This window comes from Vibrio sp. Isolate25, assembly GCF_022398025.1.
Lineage (GTDB): Bacteria > Pseudomonadota > Gammaproteobacteria > Enterobacterales > Vibrionaceae > Vibrio > Vibrio coralliilyticus_A.
This window is the reverse complement of sequence record NZ_JAKEUT010000001.1, coordinates 523,462-544,085: the sequence shown is the minus strand read 5'-3', so window position 1 is coordinate 544,085 and position 20,624 is coordinate 523,462. Positions and strand designations below refer to the sequence as shown.

The following is a 20,624-nucleotide window of genomic DNA, read 5'->3' as shown; positions in this document are numbered from 1 at the left end:
CTTGATTCCCTTCTCACTTTGATAGGCATCGTCTTCTAGGGTAAAGGTGATGGTTTTATCTTCTCCTTGAGGCGCTTTGTAGTTAGCGATCCAAATAATATTGTCTGTTGTAGATAATCCACTCAGAGTGCCCACATCACCACTTCCACCCGCTTGGGTGAGTTTTATATCGCTCAGCGTAAAGTCTTGGACCTTTTCAGAAAACTCGATTTTCAGCTGAGTCTGTTTATCACCTCCAATCGGACCTTGCGGTGTGGCTGATATTGCTTTTACCTCTGGGGTCGTAGCGGCGACTACCGTGGTCTCGATTTCTTGCGATGAATTGACCTTTCCAGCAAGATCACGAGCGTTAATCGAAACCCGATAAACACCCGCTGGGACAGAGAATCTGAAGACGTACGGCTTACTACCATCCGTCGGTTCTGCTACAGATTTAGGCGGAATTTTGTCGCCACCAGCTTTCAACGCAAGCTCTGCATTCACCTCATTCAAGTTCGTATCCAAGACGTTTGCAGTCACCTCGACTAAGTATTCGCCATTATCATCTGGTGCGAAGGTTTTTTGCTCGGCTTTTAGGTTACTCACGCTCGGGTCTTGGGTATCAACAACAGACTTTATACCTTCAACGCCATACTCATTCCCCGCGTAAGAGAACTTTTCAAGCGTGCGACCAATCGAGTCCGTTACCGCCACTTTCAACATGTACTGGCCTTGATCCGTGTTATTGAAGCTAAATGTGCTGGTTGCAGACGTGTCGCCAAACAACGCCGACTGTTCGATTGATTCTCCAGGTGAAACAGGCATAAGAGTGATACGGTAACTTTCTGCAGTAATACTACTCGTAGCATTCACTTTTAGTGTCATTTCTTGACTGGTACGGCCAAGTACAAGCCATCCCCCTTCTATACGCGCATTATCCGCCAGAGATAACACTACAGTAGGTAGCGCTATATTGACCTCCTTATTGTTCACAGTTGTAGTACGGCCCACTTTGTCTTCAGCCGTGAAGGTTACGGTCAACTTGTTCTTGTTGGCCAGTTCCGATGCCTTGACCTCAAAGTAGGTAGACTCATTATTGAGCCCTTCATCTCTGGTGAAAGTCTGGCCTAGCTCTTTCACTGTGTAAGTGACTCGAGCTAACCCGCTTCCGCTGTCGGTAATGGGGAAAGTGAACCTGACTTTGTCACCCTCTTTTTCCACTACCACATTAGTGTCACCAACCTCAGGGGCTTTTTTGTCAACGATAAACGTTACCTTATTAAGCTTAGTATCAACAGTGCTTTTGCGGTTAAACACATCCATCGCTCTCGCTGTAACCTCCAAGGATTGAACGTCAGTGTCAGGCACGTTAGCGTTAAACTCCGCACATAGGTATTCGTCATTCTCTCCACACTTTGTTACTGCCTCAAAGTTATCCTTATGATTGGTATTGGCAGTAGAATAAGTGGTGTCACCTACCTTGACAGTTAACACTTCCAGCTTCGAGCCATTAGGTAACAGCGTTTTAAGGTTGATGCTTATCAGGTCCTTAACGACGGTGTTTTGAACAAGGGGGGTCTCAATATCGTCTGTACTGGTGATTGCAATTGTCGGTTTGCCTTCCGGAAGCTTTAATGAAAGCTGAGAAAAATCGGCCGTATTACCTGCATTATCACTTAAGTTCTTAACGTTAAAGATATGCTCCGTGTTACGTGGATCGATGAAAGTTGTGTAATTCTCAATATAGCGACATGTCACACCATCAGAATTGCGTACACACTCTTTAGGCTTTATTGGATCAATATTGTTGATTCTAACAAGCTGTGGTCTAAAGTCTTGCGGATCTGTATTAATATTGACCCGTGATTGGTTGTCAGTAAATCCGAGCTGGATGCTTAATTGCTTGTCTTTATTTGCAGATGGACTCGCTGGAATAACGTTTTCACCCTTTAATAAGTAGTCTTTTTGCACAGACGTTGGTGGGTTGACATCCATTTGATTGAACGTAAACCTTTGCACGTTCGGAGTTCCATTTTTGCCTTTGGTTTTAACAATTAATACCACAGGTGAGTCTTGAAAGTTCTGGTTAGACTTCACCGTACAACTTGGGGTTTTCCCAAGCTCACCTTCCAGTAGCCCAGAGGTCGCTCCCAAATTATCTGTTGGTGCTTGGTCCAACGTATAGTTTTCACGAACCCAACATTGGAGCTCATTTGGTGTGACTGCGCTTGTTACCTCAAAATCCACCTTTAGCTCGCCATTGGCTATAAAGTTTTGGAAATCTTCCGGCGATTTAACCTTAAGCCTTACCCCTTGCCTTTGAACACTTAACGTCTCTGTTATTTCTAGAGGGTTTCGCTGTGCGTTATCCCCTCCATCTAAGTATTTGGCGTTATTATATGCGTAAATAGATACAGTGTAGATACCGTCTTTAGCCAGCGCGCTTTTTTGAATAACAGATTCCCATTGATCCTCACCTTTGTAAGTAAAGCTGAGCGTAGTTCCGGCCTCTTCACCAGTCGTAGTTCCGGCTTCTTCACTCTTAAAGTGGTAAGAGCCGGTTATCTCATCTATGCCGCTAATATCTGAAATCTTCAGAAGGAGTTTGATACCGTCAGACTTAGTAATAGTATTGTCAACGCCAATGGATTCATTATTGGTTACGTACACAACATCAGTTATTTCTCCTTCTGGTGCTTTCTGTTTGATATGCAGTTTAAATGGCACCGTGGAAGCATTGCCGCGGATATCTTGCGCCTTCAGTTTTACGGTAATAGCATCTTCACCCGTTGTATCGAGATTTGACGGTAGTGGGATCTTATATTGGCCACTAGATTTATCTAGGTTTGGCTTGGTTCCTTCTCCATTTGGCGCAACATCGCCCTTGAATATCCAATACTCAAACTTGTTCTTATCTACACCATTTGAGTTTATCGAGCCGTTGTCGTCATAGTCTTCCGCAATGATCGTGAGCTCATAACCGGGCACATAAAAATCATTCTCTTCATGCCCATTCAATTTTAGTGATGGGCCTTGCGTATCAATGATCACATTAGACACATTGGAACTTGATACAAATCCATGAATGTCGGTCGCTTTAACAAAAAGCTTAGCGCGGTTACTGTCGTCTGTAACAATCTTGTTCTCGTCATTGCTTTCCGGGTATGTGCCCTCAAAGCTAGAGCTCCACTCGCTTGCTGTCCAATCTTTTAAGAAGGTTTCACCGGAGTCTGTTTTCTGATAAAGCGAGATTTTCTCTACGCCGGAGTCATCTGTGACGCTATTAAATTTCGCCGAGAACTTAGCTCCCAATACACCTGTCTTTTGTGAGACATAGTCGACTAACCATGGGTCTTGGAAGTTGATAACGGGCCCTTTTTTATCGACTTGAAATTTGATTATCCCTACTTTACTGGTATTAGGCGGGTATGCCTTATCTGTCGCTGTATAACGTAAGGTATTGGTTTGACCATGCGTAAAGGCATCGGCAATAAGCTTGACGCCAACGTTAGGTTGAGCCCCTTCCAAACAAGGCACAGTATCGTCATCACTACAAAGACCTAAAATGGTAAATGGACCACCACTACCTATTTGGAGTCTGACATCAAGTTTGTCACCTGGGCTATGATCGCCCCAGATAGGCGCAGGTTTTAATGTGGTATTGCCTCCCAGCATTTTTTCTGCGGTCCTGTTTTCAACTTCAGGCGGTACTGAGTCAACCCGAACTGTAAACTTCGGTGCTGATATTGAGTTCTCATTTACCTCATTGCCCAAGTTATCGATCGCTTTTACATAAACCTCCCAATCACCTTCACCTGGATAGACGGGTTTATTATCGCAAACGACTTCCTTACACAGGTTAATAACAAAGCTATCAGGGTCATTAATAGCAAATTTATTGGCATCATAACTCTTAATTTTACCCGAGCTATCTTTGAATAGCAGAACACGCTTTTCTTTTTGGTCATTGACAGTATCCACAACGTTAAACTGTAGCTTCAGTTCGTTGTTGGTATTAAGGTATACGCTGTCTTCAAGCTGATTCTCGGTTTTTGGATCCTCAGGGCGAATCAAGGAGATTTTAGGAGGTTCGTTATCGATGAAGAGAGAATCTTTACGCTTATTATCTGGGTAGCCATAGCCGTTCCCTTGGTTATCCATTGCACTGGTATGGATAGCCAATTCCACTTTGTCTTTATGCTCACTTAACGCGGTATTTACAGAAAAAGCGAACTGCTTTACGTATTCATCATTGTTCACGTTTGGTGTGAACGAAATGTCATTGGCTGGTTCTTCGTCATTAGGGGTTGAGCGTTTGTACCACATCGGAGCGAAAGTTAACCGAGTAGATGCATCATCTTTTATGCCCGATGGGTCAGAGACAACCAATTTCGCTTCAATCGGACCCGCGACATATTGTTGATTCTTGTCAGTATAAGTTCTACCCGCTACCGTTAGTTCCACGTTAGGCGCGTCTTGGTCGATACTTACCCCATCTTTACCAAATAGGTCCAGAGTACCTAACATGGGCCTAGCTTTGGATATATCATCCGCAAACAACTGTGCAATGCTGTCTGTTACCCAAGGTTTACCAGTATGCTTACCCGTAAGTAAATCAAAGTATGCTTGGGCTAAATCGGTACGATAAGTTTCTGCATTCAACTCGTAATTATCAAGTTTAATGCCACTACCGCTTTTCCCTTTACCATCAGGCTTGCCATCTGCGCTTAGATCGTCGTAAAAAGCGGTGGCAAAGCCTGCTGAATCATAACGTAGCGCCTTTTCAGACAAACTTGCAATTGATTCAGCAAGGAAGCGGTGCTGGTACTCAACACTTAGCTGACTAGGAGTACCATTCAACAGCATTTCGTTGGTTGCATAACTGGTGGTGGTAGGGTCAAAGCCGAAAAAACTGCCTGGTGTTTTTAACGCCAATGCATTTTTGACCTCGGCAAGAATGGATTCTGCAGCTTCTACGTCCTTCGCCCCTTGGTAATTATTCCAACGATAGTCAAATAACCCAGTGTGGTAGGCAGAAAGCTCAGTCACATAATAACTGCTTGAACCATCAGGCTTAAAGTAGACCCCAAAGTTGGCATCGTCTAGGTTAACCGACACGGGATCGCTGCTGTCATTAGTCCAATTGAAATAGTGTGTATTTAATGCAGTAGGGCTTGCTAGTCTGATTCGCAGGAAGTCATAGCCGATAATGTCAGTTGTCAAAGAGCAAGTCGCAACATCTCGTGCTAATACAGAATTAGATTCAGATCTTCTTGATGTTTGACATGTGGTTAAACCAACAAACTCCCCATCCGCTGTATTTAATCCTTCTAGCTGTGCTAACGCACCGACAAAGGGCGTCACTACCGTATAAGTGGGAAGATCAAAGGTAGTTTTGAAATACACCGTTTCTTCACTTGAGTAATTCTTTGAGTCATCGGAAGTGCGAATGACAAGTTTTTGCGCGTCTAGCTCAGACACATTACTAAATGAATCGCCTAATATATCCCTAGTCAACGGGATGTAGTAGGTCATTGATGATACCCACTTATCTTCTCCTTCTTGAGCCTCTTCTTCTACTATAGTTTCGTGTGGTATACGTACAGCGTCTTGGTCAAGGAAGGCATTAGCCGTGGTCGTATTTTTGAGCTCGTATTCGCCTTGGCCATCTTTTTTGACAAAATAACGCACCTCTAACTTCAACTTATTGGCTGGAGAGCCAACATCAACACCATCTGACGAACGAGCATCTTCTACCACCACCTTAATGTACGGGATTTTGTTAACATCTAGATAGTTAGTAGTAAACGACTGGAAATTAAGATCAGTATTATTCTTAATCTTGCTAGCCGCATATTGATAATCGATTTTGAGGTAGTTTTTTGATGTGATTACAGATGTGGCATCGTATGTATCTCGTGTATACGCATCAGGGTAACTAGTACGATCACCCGACGCCGTTTCAAGTACAAAGTTAAACTGGGTGGCTGGATAAGAGATATCCTGACTCGGCGGTTGATCATCTTTCGTTACCGTGTGAGTCTTCTCACCAATATTGCCCTGAGCATCCGTTGCTCTTATCTCAAACTTGGTTGATGTCGTTGAAAATTGAGAAAGAGGATACTTGTTAGAAAACTCGCATGTGCCTTCTTCTGCAGTTGGAGAACAAACTAACTCTTCAGGTGTATCCCCTTTAAATGAAACAGTAACAGCACTTCCACCAGGCGAACTTTCTGTGACGGTACCAAATAAAATATAGTCGGTCTCAGTACTGTCGCTACGGATAGTCTGACCAGAAATCACTTTAATGATTGGCTTTTGGTTATCCCAAGAAAAATTAATGATATGAGGGTTGTGTTCCGCAGAATCCTTAACGATTGTGTTGCCAAGTACGTCTACGGTATAAAACACAAGGCGCGCCTGACCAGAACTGATGTTGAGCTGGTCCAGAGAAACGGTATCGATTTTGACTTTAACATTCGAGCTTCTTAAGCCCTTTTCGAAACCAGTAACATCTATAGCGCAGTGACCAGAACCTATCTCACCAACTTGACACGTACCTAATTCAGTCCAAGTGCCACTCAAAAATGATTCAAGTACGACTTTAGGGACATCAACCCCAACTTCATCCTCAAGTTTGACTTCAACACTACCTGTACGTGCAATAACATCGTTTTCAGTTTCAGCTGGTCGACTTGCGACTGGAGGAGTCGAGTCGATAGCGGTTTCATCACGTTTAGGAATGACATTAGTATCTCCACCGGAGCCGATAGCATTGACTTTCTTACCAAAAGAATCAAACTCCTCGGCCCCAATACTCGACTTATTAAGCTCAGGGCTATTGGCCACGATCATCACATGCTTAGCTAACTCATTGGTGTATAGCTCGCTGGTGACTCTCACCGCACCAAAATCTAATGGCTGATCATGGTTACCGATTTTCCCCATTCCATCCAATAAGCCATCAGAACTGATGTCATTATATTGAATGCTTGCTAAATTAATTGAAGTGTATTGGTTATCAGTATTACCACCATGCTGAGTGATCAGGTCCTTAGCGTAGGAAGAATAGGCCGTTAGCAACGCGCCATATTTATGGCCATCAGTCGCATACGCGCTTTGAGCGCCATTCGTGATATCAATCGGCTCAGTCGTATTAACGTCAAACCCATACATATCACTTATAGCACTAATGGATTGGGAAACCGCTGATGAATCGCTGATACCTTTGCTCAGCTTATGTTTTGCTAAGCCTGCTGCCATATTGGTGAGAGGTGTCACCATGACTGACTGCTGTGAGCCTTCAACGTAATTGACTACACTATCTAACTTGAGGACTTTGTTCGCGCTGATAGAGACCTCTTCCCCTGTTACAGGATCAATATATGATCCTCCCTCAGCACGAATCAATACGGGGCGTGAAGCAGACTCCACCGAAACACTATAATTACCTCTTGAGTCTGTTTTGGTCGAAGCAATGAGCCGCCCTTGCTGGCCGTTATCATATTCCCAAATATAGACCTTCGCGTTCGATACTGGCGCATCATAAACATTGCCAGAAATTGAACCAATCGTTCTTGACGGTGGCGAACTATCACCCTCGCCACCACCGCCGCCACCACATGCGACAAGTAGAAGAGATGCACTGAGTGCTAAATAATTATAGTGTTTCATTTTTGAAGCCAATGCCAATGACAAGTTAAATTTTCAACGATTATATTTAGGAAATTAATTTTCTCAACATGGCATATTGACTATATAAAACATCACATTTACTACTAATAAAACGCTTTTAAATATTTGTTTGCCTAGCCTAATGGCATAAAGTATATACAAGCCTTCAAAGCGACTTATTATCACTATTATTAATTAATTTTTTATATGGATTTTATGCTTTAAAGCCCTATCATTGTATGAAAATATCAAATAACTATTAAAATGCACTCAACGTCTATTCCAGCGAAAAGTTACCGAGACTATTTGTCCTTCTGGTATCTGGCTCTTATTCCTTTAAGTTTATGCGCCCTAGTTGAAATATCACCACTCAGTGACACATCAACTAGGCATTCAAGCAAAACGACTCCACCTGAAGTTAATAACACTATTAAGCAAGATGATCTGGTATTAAAAACACCGGTAAAAAAAGATAAGTTAATTAGTAGCCATGTGGGTTACTCATTCTATGGGACGACGCTCAACTTGGGCATTGCACCAAATACTATCCAAGATCTTATATCTTTATCTGCCGGTAAGTTTGACTTCATCAATTCAGTATCTGGTTCTGGACAGTTTGCTTTTAAGCTTAACGAGAAAGATCAGCTTATTGCTTTTTTATATCGTGACAAGTCTCAGGCATTTTATGTTTATAGTACAAAAGCCGGCACCTTATTTAGCACCGATGGTGAGCGTTTTTACAAAGATAAGCACCTGCTTTCTCCAGTATCACGACGCTTTAGAATCAGTTCGCCGTTCAGCCATTCGCGCTTTCACCCTGTGACTCGCACTATGGCTCCCCACCTTGGAACAGATTACGCTGTGCCTGTCGGAACACCTGTTGTCAGTATCTCTTCAGGCGAAGTCATCGCCTCTCGCTATCACCCGATAGCGGGAAACTACATTGTTATCCAGCATCCTGGCGGATTAAAAACGCGATACCTTCACCTGTCTAATCGCTATGTCAGTAAGGGGGATGTTGTCTTACAAGGGGAAACAGTAGGTACAAGCGGTAATACGGGAAGAACAACCGGCCCGCACCTTCACTTTGAGTTATGGAAAAACGGTAGGCCTATCGACTTTGAAAAGAAGCGAGCATTCGCTGAAAAGGTCGCCGTGCAGCTTGTGTCTTCTCAATCCCGAGAGGCTCAGAAAGTCTTCTCACAGCTTGAGCAACAGATAAACTAACGCTCACTAAGTTAGCGTGCGTAAGACAGATTACGTACGTTAGCTTTGGTTTATTTGTAGTGAAACAGAGTAATGTGTTCTTAGATAAATGAGTTAGAGTCTTAGACAAGAAAGATTGGAGCGTGCAGCGGGAATCGAACCCGCATCATCAGCTTGGAAGGCTGAGGTAATAGCCATTATACGATGCACGCATCATCGTGAAGACGTAGCCAATATGCCACATCAGCCTGAAAAGAAAAGTCTTTTTTTCATTTTCAGGCTTAAGTGCTGACTTTATGTGCAAATCGACCTTTAAGTGGCTTTTTCGCCCTCACTTCATTTAACATAAAAAGATTTACTTTAGTTTATTCTGTTCTAAAGTGCTTCATCTCTTCATTGAGCTCCTCGACCTGATGACGAACTTGTTCAGAGACCTGGGAAGATGAACTTGAAATATCGGCAACTTCCTTTACTCGACTGGTCACATCAGACATTAAGCTGTGGATTTCTTGAGTAGCCAAAGATTGACTCTCAGCTGAGTGCAGTAACTCTTTCATCTGCGAATCCAAACGCTCAATCTGATCGGTCGTCGCACCGAGTGTACCGTGCGCTTGCTTGGTATGATTTGCCCCTTCTTCTGCTAGTATTTTGCTCTTATCTATTTCTGATACAACAGCAGCTGTAGAAGATTGGATTGCATGAACAATGTTGTTAATTTCTGTCGTTGATTCAGTGGTTCTTGTTGCCAGAAGACGCACTTCATCAGCAACAACCGCGAAGCCTCGACCGTATTCCCCTGCCCTTGCAGCCTCAATTGCCGCATTAAGTGCTAGGAGGTTGGTTTGTTCAGCAAGTCCTTCTATTACCTCAGTAACACGGCCAATGGCCTCACTTTCTTTACTTAACTCTGTAACTTGCTGACTCGCACTTTCTATCGTGCGGTGTAAGGACGTAACAGTTTGCATGTTTTGCTCCAACGCTTGAGAGCCGTCTTCTATTTGGTTTTTAGACTCAGCAAGATTGCTAGCAGAGAGCTTGGCTTGATTCGCTGTTTCATCTGCTGATAGGCTGACTTCGGAAAGTTGTTGGTCAACCAATGTCATCGTAGACATTTGACTGTCGACTTTGTTGGAAGTATTCATGTTCGCTTCAAGTAGTGATGTCATACTGTCCCCAACAGTCCTCGCTTTAGCGCTTACACCACGTACAATATCCAACAGTGCGACATTCATCTTGTTGATGGAGCTTGTCAAGCTTGCCAACTCATCACTGCCTTCAACATTAAGTGGAGGCTGGGAAACATCACCGGCCGCAATCAGCTGAGCGCGCTTTGAAACGATTTTAATCCGTCGCCCTATGTTTCTGCCCATGAATGTGGAAACCGTGAATGAGGCTAAGAGAAAAATAATCGAAGAGGCTATAAGGAGCGATACGACACTGGACAATGAACTGAAAATACCTTGTCCACTGACATCGGCTTGCTGCTGCTGTTTTTGGATCAAGTTTTCCAAACTGGTATTCAGAACATCCACTGCTGGAACCAACTCTTTAGCCATTTTTTCATTCACTAGGTTCCAACCGCTGGTGGTTCTTAGAGCAATGACTTGCTCTGCCAGAGGAAAGTAAAGCTGCTGCATTTCTTTGAAAAGATCCCACAACCCCCGGTCACTATCACTCATTAAACTCACTTTGCTTTCTATCTCAGCCACATATTTGCCGTGAGCTTTTAAGAAGTCCTGATATTTACTGAGGTGTTCCTCTTTACCATACAGGAGAAAATCTCGCATTGAAGACAGTGCATTAGCAAGAGAGGTATAGCTATCAGCGTACAAACGAAATAATCGCTTTCTTTCCCCACCTTCTTTATTGCCCGCCTCATCATTAATCAGCCCCTGCAACTGATCCAATGCCACCTCAGCAATTGGAGCAGCCTCATTGATAAACAAGGAGTGTGCCGGTAGGTTCTCATCTGAATGACTGGTTTCGGAGATCTGATTTACTAAAGCTTTCACCGATTGCCATTGGCTTAACACTTGTTGGTAAGAAGACTTATCCAACAAATTTTCAAGTGTAGGTAAAGCTTCATCAGTCGAGGCAATAACGCCATTGAGTTGCTCAAGTTGTAGGGAGCCGATAGATTCATCTCTTCCCAACAGCATATAAGCTCTGAGAGTCGAGACTGTCGCTTGTAGCGATTGTTGTAGGGAACGCCCTGTATCTACGGTCGGCAGGTCGGACTCTAATAAAAATGTAGTATGCTCTTCAACAGTATTGACACTACGGAATATAAAGAGCGCAGCAACGATAAAAAGTACCGCAAGCGACAGAAAACTCAACTGTAACTTCCCTGATATCGTGAGTTTCATCCTAATAACTCCTATTTTAATAATCCCCTAACTATAGCGCCTTGCTATTTATTGTTAAATATAAGTTAAGCATTTTCATGAACTTTTGACTGGTTGCTCAATGAATAGATCCCATACCGCTCAGGTTTATGAGAAAGACTGACTACAGACAAACCCAGCCATGTTTGTTAGCGGCTGATTCCCAACACATTCTCATCCTTCAGTCTCTATTTCCCTAGGAGGTTTCGTATCAATACACGACTTTGTTTAGGTTGCCAAAACCCTCAAAAGCAGACACATAAAAACAACAATAAAAACATCAAATTAACAAACAAAAATAATCTTAAAATACCCCTAAAAAGAGATTCCAATCACATATAGATTGGTTATAATTCGCGCCCATTACGCTTTGTGTTGATAAACGCAAACTTAATTTGAATAAATAGCCTGTTAACCATACCTCTTATTTAGAGGTGAAACTGAGAAGAAAAATGAGCAAGATTGATAAAGCGACACGTATACTGCTAGCGGGATTCTGTATCAACCTTTGTCTTGGCATCCTGTATGCTTGGAGTGTGTTTAACAAAGCATTGGTAACGGAGTCTGGCTGGAGCGCAGCTGAAGCCTCTTCACCGTATGCGATCGCAACCATCACTTTTTCTGTTTGTCTTCTTGTTGCGGGTATCCTTCAAGATCGTATGGGCCCACGCAAAATATTGATTTTAGGTACTGCTCTGACAGGGCTAGGCATGATTGCTTCTGGCTTTGCTACAACGCCACTAATGCTGAACATTACCTTTGGCGTGATCACTGGTGCGGGTATCGGTTTTGGCTATGCATGCCTTTCGCCATCGGCGATGAAATGGTTCCACTCTTCTAAAAAAGGGATGGTCAACGGCCTGATTGCTGCGGGCTTTGGTCTTGCCGCGATCTATCTTGCACCTGTCACTTCAGCATTGATTGACAGTATGGGCATTCAAACCAGCTTTATGTTACTGGGCGCTGGCGTTTTAGCGATCGCTGTTCCTCTTGCTGCGACTATCAGTAATCCGCCAGCGGGCTATACACCAGCGGAACCTAACCTAAAAGAAGGCCAAGCGCCAAAAGCGACAAAGAAAACAGAGGACTTAACGTGGAAGTCGATGCTTAAGACGCCTCAGTTTTATTCACTATGGATCATGTACGCATTTGCCGCTTCTGTTGGTCTAATGATCATCGGTAACATCACCACCATCGCGAGTGTTCAAGCTAACTTACCCAATGCGGTTTATCTTGCATCCATCTTGGCGGTATTTAACTCAGGTGGTCGTGTAGCCGCCGGTATACTGGCAGATAAGATTGGTGGTGTACGTACACTCCTCCTTGCTTTCGTGTTGCAAGGTATCAACATGGTGCTGTTTGCCACCTTTAAAACGGAATTCACGTTGATCATCGGCACAGCTATTGCCGCTGTTGGTTACGGCACCCTACTTGCGGTTTTCCCAACACTGACCGCTGAGTTTTATGGCCTTAAGAATTACGGCACTAACTATGGCGTACTATACACAGCATGGGGTATTGGTGGTGCGATCGGCGCAGCTGTCGTTGGTTTCTCCATGACAAGTGGTGATGGTTACGGTCTTGCTTACACCATTTCGGCAATCATGATGGCAGTGTGTATCGTATTAGCGATGGTGACTAAGCCAATCACTGAAGCCAAATCGGCTGAGCTTAAAAACGCTTGATAATTTGAAAATTTCTTTAAAAGGCTTAACCTTGCGGTTAAGCCTTTTTTGTCTCTATCTATTATGCACCAACCTAGCGTATTACCTGCTGATTACTACCTAAATAACTTCTTGAAGTTGACGCATCATGCTCAAGAAATGTACCCCGATTTACTTTCTCCATCAGAAAAGCAATGGTTAGACAACTTTGAGCATTTATCGATTCAGGCTAAGTGTCTACTGGTTAGGCTGCTTTCCCGCAAGGGTGAATGGTTTCGAAGTGACAAGTTAAAATACGATGAGATCGACGACCTTGACACTACTCTAGATGAACTCAATACTTCGGATTTCGTCACACTCAATCCTGATATATCAATCCCAACATTAGCCTCCAGTTTGCTCACAAAGCCGGAGTTGATCCGCCTGTTTAATATCACGAATAAACAAGCCAAAAAAGGAGCCATCATAGAGGCACTCTCTCCCCAAGCTTTCTCTGAATATAACGCTTTAGGCTTCATCATCATCAGACTTGAATCTCCACAGGTTATTGATGTTCTGTTGGCTCTTTTCTTTGCTAATACCCACCAAGATCTCAGCCAGTTTGTCCTAGATGAGCTTGGCCTACATCAGTTTGAGCCTTACCAACTTAGCCGTGAGCGCCGATTCTTTGCTTCGCGTGGTGAATTGGATCAACTGCTTACTCTATCGCGAACTCAGGAGAGCTATCTAAATGGAGATCGCCAATGTGTCCCAACACTGATGAATCACCTTGCGCAGCTCGCCACGCCAATCCCGCATAACTACGTGGAGCGAAAACGTCAGCACCTCATAAACGACATCGCACGTGATTTAGAGCGGCTCCAAGAGTACGAACTTGCTAACCGATGGTTTGAGCACACGTCATTACCTCCGTCGCGAGAACGTCGCGCACGAATCTATGATAAGCAAGGTCACATAAATGCAATGAGTGACATTGTCACTGATATGTTGCATACCCCTTATGATGTATCAGAGCAAGAGGTCGCGAACAGGCTACAGCAGCGTCTGCAACGCCTTAAGGGCTTGAAAGTCCCAAGAGTGAGCAAGCCCACTCTTCAAGAGCGACACCTATCGCTAGATTTATCACATCAACGCGTTGAACTAGCGGTTAAAGAACATTTCGAACAGCAAGGTTATAACGTGTTTTACTCTGAAAATACCTTACTCAACGGTTTATTTGGATTGGCATTTTGGGAGGTGATATTTAGTCCCATAGAAGGCGCATTTATCAATCGTTATCAATATCGCCCCTTGGATCTCTACCAGCCTGATTTCTCGCTCAAGCGTCAGTCTCTTATCAGTCATGTTTTCACTGTTTTAGAAGAAGACGGTCTTTCGAATCTAACTCAGATTTATCAAGACAAAGTAGGCGTAAACAATCCATTTGTTTCTTGGAATGTGTTTACCCCGCAATTATTAGAAAACGCTCTCACCTGTATCCCAATCTCATTGTTATGCCAGCTTTTTAAGATCATGTTGCAAGACCTCAAACTGTATAGGAATGGCTTACCTGATCTGGTGCTCTTTAAAGATGGGAAGTTTGAGTGGATGGAAGTCAAAGGGCCGGGGGATCGCCTCCAAGACAATCAGTGGCGTTGGATTGACCACTTCCAAAAGCTCCACGTTCCGTTTTCGGTTTGCTATGTAACGAATACTCAGCGTTAGCTCACCGATAAGACAGAAGCCTTACAAGGCTCTTATTTATTTGCCAATTTAATATCCTTCTGCTGAAATTATCAAACCTCGTCAATATAGTTATTATCCAAATGAATTTACGTTCCTTTTTTATTCTCACTGTCGTTACCGCCTTCGCTGGTTGTGCCACTTATGCAGGTTTCAATTACAACCAACTGTTTGGCGAGGCTCAGATCCGTGACAGGCAAGCTAGTACGGTCAGCCAACCTAGTGATTTTTTCTTAAACGAAGTCAAACCCATCATCGATAACCGCTGTGTCGTCTGTCACGCCTGCTACGATGCCCCCTGCCAACTTAAGATGTCTTCCGTGGAGGGTATTGACCGAGGCGCGAGCAAGGAACTCGTCTATCAAGGAACACGCTTAACCGCAGCAACACCAACCCGGTTATTCCAAGATGCTCAAACAACAGAGCAATGGCGCTCTATGGGGTTTCATCCCGTACTTAATGAGAGAGATCAAACACCAACAGCTAACATCGAAGCCGGCCTAATGGCCAAATTGTTGATGCAAAAAGAAGCTCACCCTTTACCAGATCAAGCCCAACTTGAAGGATTTGATTTTTCAATCGATCGCTCTCAGGAGTGCCCAACCATCGAAGAGTATGACAGCTATGCTCAAGATTACCCTAGTTGGGGCATGCCTTTTGGGATGCCTAACCTATCACCAAATGAATACTCAACACTCATGAGCTGGTTGCAAGATGGCGCTTTAATGAATGCGCCAATCCCACTGGCCACAGAACACCAAGCTTTGGTCAACGAATACGAGCAATTTCTCAACAAAAGCTCTCGCAAAGCACAGCTTACCGCACGCTACATCTATGAACATTTGTTTTTATCCCATCTGTATTTCTCAGAGCTGAATGAAACCACACCGCGTTTTTTCACTTTGGTTCGTTCAAAAACGCCTCCGGGACAACCACTCAAACGTATCACAACAAGAAGACCTTACGATGATCCACAAGCCAAGCGTGTTTACTACCGCCTAATTCCTGTACAGGCCACTATTGTCGATAAGACCCATATGCCCTTCGCTCTCAACACCCAACGTATGGATAAATGGCAGAAATGGTTTCTCGAAGCAGATTATGACGTCGCTCAACTCCCCGGGTATGAACCTGAAATAGCGGCTAACCCAATGACGGCATTTATTGAGTTACCCGTAAAATCTCGTTTTAAGTTCATGTTGGACAATGCACAAAACACTATTAACGCCTATATAAAAGGCCCCGTTTGTCGTGGGCAATTGGCACTCAATGTGATTAATGATCGTTTTTGGGTATTCTTTCTTGACCCTGAGAAATCAGATATTCCAGAGGTGAATGAGTTTTATCGCTCACAAGCTGAAAACTTAAAATTGCCAGCCGAGTTGGAAAGCAATACTTTACCTATCACAAGCTGGGTCGCATACTCACGCCAGCAAGCTCGCTACTTAACAGCCAAGTCCAACTTTATTAACCACTGGTTCAAAGATGGAAAACACTTAACAACGGATATTCTTTGGAGTGGTGATGGCACCAATCCTAATGCCGCATTGACCGTGTTCCGCCATTTTGACAGCGCATCAGTGGTTCAAGGCTTAGTTGGAAAGCCACCAAAGACGGCTTGGATTTTAGATTATGCTCTGATTGAGCGCATTCACTACCTACTCGTTGCTGGCTTTGATGTCTATGGAAACTTCGGCCACCAGCTCATGACGCGACTTTTTATGGACTTCTTGAGGCTCGAAGGCGAAAGTAATTTTATCGCTCTCCTCCCGCGAGATGTGCGCCACATTGAGCAATCAAGTTGGTATCAAAACCAAAGCCCTCAGCTGAGTGATTTCTTACATAACAATGTGAAGCCCTTTGATCAGCCAACACAGGTTCCATATCAGACCGACAACCCTAAGCGAGAGCTTTACGACATTTTACAGACAAAACTTGCACCGGTGCTGAGCAATCGCTACGACATAGAGCAAACCGGGTTCAAGCCTGCCAATGAATCTGCCTTGCGAACTATCGACAACATCAAAGGAAAAGGACTCCTTAATTTTCCTCAAATTATTATGCTCATGATTGAGTCTGAGGCTGGTGAAGAGCAGTTGTTTACTTTGCTCCACAACAATGCACATACCAACATCTCTAGCTTATTCGATGAAGAAAGTAATCGCGATTATAAAAATGATGATTTCACTCTAGTGAGAGGAGTGATCGGAAGTTACCCCGCTGCGTATCTTTCATTACATGAAGACGAGATTACTCAGCTCGTCAGCATGATAAAAAATGTCCGCTCGGAAGACGACTACGTTAAGTTATTGGATCGATTCGCAATCCGCCGAAGCTCAGACAAATTCTGGCCTTTCAGCGACAAAATACATGCTTGGTACAAAGAAAATCAGCCTGTCGAATTTGGTCTACTTGACTATAATCGTTTTGAGAATAGGTAGAACTGTTCAACCGAGCGTTTTCTAACGCGGGAGGTGAGTATGAGTATTAGAGATAGTATTCGCGCTATCGAGCAACAAATCTATGTGGCTTGCTCAGAGGGTGATTACGACACTGTCCAAATGCTTGAGCATCAATTAGAAAGTTTGCGCGGCAAAGCTGAACATCCTTTCGATGATGGTCCTTACGCACCTGAGGGAAAAATAATCCCCGAGGACGATTGGTATTAACGATGAACGCCCCGTTTTACGGGGCTTTCTTTTGCCTTCCACATCACGTAACACGTATAATCCTCCTACTGCAAAATAAGGTAACGACTAATCGTTATCGACACCCTTAACGCCATGTCGCGTTGATTTCTCTTCAAACTCTTACACATGGAGGGTTTTATGCTGTCGGACATTGAAATCTGCCGTTCTCAAACATTACACCCAATTAACCAAGTTGCCCAAAATGCAGGACTACTGGACAGCGAATATCAAAGCCAAGGGGAATATAAAGCGAAAGTATCACTGAGTGCTTTAACCAGATTACAAAACAATAACTCGGGTAAGTTGGTATTAGTCACAGCTATCACTCCAACCCCTCTGGGCGAAGGGAAAACCGTTACTACTATCGGCCTCGCTCAAGGACTGGCTAAAATCAATCAATCGGTGATGGCATGTATTCGCCAACCCTCCATGGGCCCAGTTTTCGGTGTGAAAGGTGGAGCTGCTGGCGGTGGCTATTCGCAAGTAGCTCCAATGGAAGAGTTAAATTTGCATCTGACTGGCGATATTCATGCCGTTACCGCTGCACATAACCTAGCTGCGGCAGCTATCGATGCAAGGATCTATCATGAGCAGCGAGAAGGCTATCAGAATTTTGAGCAGCGTTCAGGTTTACAGGCACTGCGTATAGATCCAGAGCGTGTCGTTTGGAAACGTGTCATGGACCATAATGATCGAGCCCTACGTATGGTCACTGTCGGCCGAAATACTCATGACAAAAATATTAATGGCTTTGAAAGGCAAGACGGTTTTGATATCTCGGCAGCATCGGAACTTATGGCTGTACTGGCTCTGGCCAGTGACTTAAAAGACCTGCGTCAGCGCATTGGACGAATTGTTGTCGCTTATGATCTTGAAGGTCAACCTGTCACAACAGAAGATCTTCAAGTTGCTGGTGCAATGGCGGTGAGTATGAAAGCATCGATTGAACCCACATTGATGCAAACACTCGAAGGAGTCCCCACTCTCGTCCACGCAGGCCCATTTGCTAATATTGCCCATGGCAACTCTTCAATCATTGCTGACAACATTGCCACGAAATTGTGTGACTTCACAGTAACGGAAGGTGGTTTCGGTTCTGATATGGGTTTTGAAAAAGCGTGTAACATCAAAGCGCAAGTCTCCGGCAAGGCACCAGATTGTGCTGTCGTGGTTGCCACTTTACGTGGATTGAAAGCAAATTCGGGCCATTACGACTTAAAGCCCGGCCGAGCCTTACCGGATTCACTCTTTGAGGAAGATCCTGTCGCACTCGCCTCAGGGTTCGATAACCTCAAGTGGCACATTAACAACGTCAACAAATACGGTATCCCAGCAGTGGTGGCGATCAACCGCTTTCCACAGGATAGTGAACATGAATTGCAGCAACTGTCTGACATGATTCAAGCTCTACCGAACAATGTTGAAGTCGCTATCAGTGAAGGATTCACCCATGGTGGGGAAGGCACAACTGAGTTGGCGAGAAAAGTAGTCAAGCAATGTCAGCAAAAAACGGGCTTCAAACCCCTGTATCATTTCGAGCAGACAACAGAAGAAAAGCTAATGGCGGTAGCTGAATCCGGTTACGGCGCCGCAGGAGTCACACTAAGCGACAAAGCAAAACAGCAGTTGGCAGAATACAAGCAGCAAGGGTTCGATAACCTAGCGGTATGCCTTGCAAAAACACCACTGTCCATATCTACCGACGGCTCTGTGAAGGGGGCACCAACGCATTTTGATGTTCCAATCCGAGAACTAAAGCTGTGTGCTGGTGCTGGGTTCATTTACGCGCTTTGTGGTAACGTGATGACCATGCCTGGCCTGCCAGAAAAACCCGCTTTCATGAGCCTAGATCTGGATGATGCAGGCAACATCGTCGGCCTGAGCTAGCTCAAAAGCTCAGGTCAAAGCAGAGCAGTGAGCTTTATAGAAAATCGATATTTGAACGACCTATCTCGTTTTTCTTGTTACCTTTTTTCTTCTGTTCACTGTCTTTCTTTTCTTGACTTGTCTTAGGTGGCTTACGCTTCTTCTCCGGCTTTGAGTCCGATTTAGTGATTGAACGCTCTTCTGGTTCAGTCACTGGGGCATCGCAAATCACAACATAGTATTCTTGGTTGAACTCGAAGAAATCACCATCGTACATTTTACGGCGTTTACGAGTTTCTAATTCACCATTAACCGCAACATAGCCTTCTGCAATAATGTGTTTCGCTTCACCGCCTCCACCGACAAGGTTAGCGATCTTGAATACCTTATACAGCTCTATGGGCTGAGTTGAAACCTCAATTCCTATCGCTTCAATTTCAATCTCTTGCTCGTTTTGGTAGTCATCCGTCATGTTTTACTTCAGCCGCAGTTAGAAAAAAGCAGAGTCTAATGCCTATCCTTAAATAAATAAACTAAAGTTAATCATAGAAAAAGCATTTTAAAGGTACTCGCTTTGCTTAGATGGATACTCATTCTGCTCTTATTTTCATGTCAGGCAGTCGCCTATTCTCCCCCAGTTAAAGTACTGGTGTATGGTGACGACTCTTATCCACCCTATAGCTATAGTGAAAATGGCATAGCAAAAGGCATTTACAGTGATATTTTACGTCGTGTTTTTGAAGAGATGCCGGGCTATGAAATTAAACTAGTCCCAATTCCGTGGAAGCGTGGGTTAAAGATGCTCAAAGTGGGTCAAGGTTTTGCGCTCTATCCGCCCTATTATTATTCCGACAAACGCCTTTATATCTCCCCCTACTCTAAACCGATTCTTGATGAAGAAGTGGTTGTGTTCTGCAACTCAGACAGTGTAAAAACACGCTCTTTAAGTCGTTGGCCAAGCGATTACTTTGGTTTAAAAGTCGGTGTCAATGAGGCCTTTGCCCTTGGCGGCAAACAGTTTTGGGATGCCGTCAAAGCAGGGAAAATCACTCTACTCGAAGCCAAAGGTAACCGACCTAATCTGACTAATCTTCATGACAAAAAAATCGATTGTTACATGAATGACCGATTGTCTATTTTATGGGAAATTAAACGTATGACCCAGGAAGGATTACTACCAGAAGACTGGCAGCTAACCTTAGGTGCAGTGGTTAGTGCTGAACAGGGCTATTTAGGATTTACAAATCGTGAACCCGATAACTATCCATTCAAGCAAGATTTTGTCAAACAATTCAATCACAACCTAGTGAAACTTCAAGAACAAGGCGAGATTGAAGCCATCATAAAAGCCTATTTCGATAGTAGCCTGTAGGTCATTCATGTGCTACCAAGGCGAAGTATGACCGGAATTCTGCTGGGGTACAAAGTATCAACTCAAA

Annotated in this window: 9 protein-coding genes and 1 tRNA gene; 7 read left to right on the top strand and 3 right to left on the bottom strand. The window is 43.9% G+C overall.

The genetic code is table 11. From position 1 onward, the window contains the following. The first annotated feature begins 7,917 nt into the window (after window positions 1-7,917). Entirely contained in the window at window positions 7,918-8,880 is a 963-nt protein-coding gene (locus L1D15_RS02375; protein ID WP_239874553.1) for a M23 family metallopeptidase, read from the top strand. Window positions 8,881-8,996: 116 nt separating this feature from the next. Here L1D15_RS02375 and L1D15_RS02370 read toward each other — a convergent pair. Next, a tRNA-Gly gene (locus tag L1D15_RS02370) sits at window positions 8,997-9,071 on the bottom strand. A 153-nt stretch (window positions 9,072-9,224) separates the two neighbouring features. Next, window positions 9,225-11,225, bottom strand: a complete 2,001-nt coding sequence (locus L1D15_RS02365; protein ID WP_239874552.1) for a methyl-accepting chemotaxis protein — start codon at window positions 11,223-11,225, stop codon at window positions 9,225-9,227. Between the two features lie 470 nt (window positions 11,226-11,695). Here L1D15_RS02365 and L1D15_RS02360 point away from each other — a divergent pair, with 470 nt between their 5' ends. From L1D15_RS02360 to L1D15_RS02340, 5 genes are all read left to right on the top strand, one after another. Then, window positions 11,696-12,928 (top strand): OFA family MFS transporter, encoded by a 1,233-nt coding sequence (locus L1D15_RS02360; protein WP_239874551.1) that lies wholly within the window; start codon window positions 11,696-11,698, stop codon window positions 12,926-12,928. Between the two features lie 63 nt (window positions 12,929-12,991). Next, a complete protein-coding gene (locus L1D15_RS02355) occupies window positions 12,992-14,611 on the top strand; it encodes a VRR-NUC domain-containing protein (RefSeq protein WP_239875104.1) in 1,620 nt (539 codons plus the stop codon). 101 nt (window positions 14,612-14,712) lie between these two features. Continuing rightward, window positions 14,713-17,070, top strand: coding sequence for a fatty acid cis/trans isomerase (locus tag L1D15_RS02350; RefSeq protein WP_239874550.1), 2,358 nt, complete (start codon window positions 14,713-14,715; stop codon window positions 17,068-17,070). A gap of 39 nt (window positions 17,071-17,109) precedes the next feature. Beyond that, complete coding sequence (locus L1D15_RS02345) at window positions 17,110-17,298, top strand: hypothetical protein (RefSeq protein ID WP_239835256.1); 189 nt, start codon at window positions 17,110-17,112, stop codon at window positions 17,296-17,298. A 159-nt stretch (window positions 17,299-17,457) separates the two neighbouring features. After that, complete coding sequence (locus tag L1D15_RS02340) at window positions 17,458-19,206, top strand: formate--tetrahydrofolate ligase (protein ID WP_239874549.1); 1,749 nt, start codon at window positions 17,458-17,460, stop codon at window positions 19,204-19,206. Window positions 19,207-19,240: 34 nt separating this feature from the next. Here L1D15_RS02340 and L1D15_RS02335 read toward each other — a convergent pair whose 3' ends face one another. Beyond that, on the bottom strand, window positions 19,241-19,657 hold the full coding sequence (locus tag L1D15_RS02335; RefSeq protein ID WP_239874548.1) for an RNA-binding S4 domain-containing protein: 417 nt from the start codon (window positions 19,655-19,657) through the stop codon (window positions 19,241-19,243). A gap of 102 nt (window positions 19,658-19,759) precedes the next feature. Between L1D15_RS02335 and L1D15_RS02330 the strand changes: the two genes are divergently transcribed. Continuing rightward, entirely contained in the window at window positions 19,760-20,557 is a 798-nt protein-coding gene (locus L1D15_RS02330; RefSeq protein ID WP_239863924.1) for an ABC transporter substrate-binding protein, read from the top strand. Window positions 20,558-20,624 lie beyond the last annotated feature (67 nt).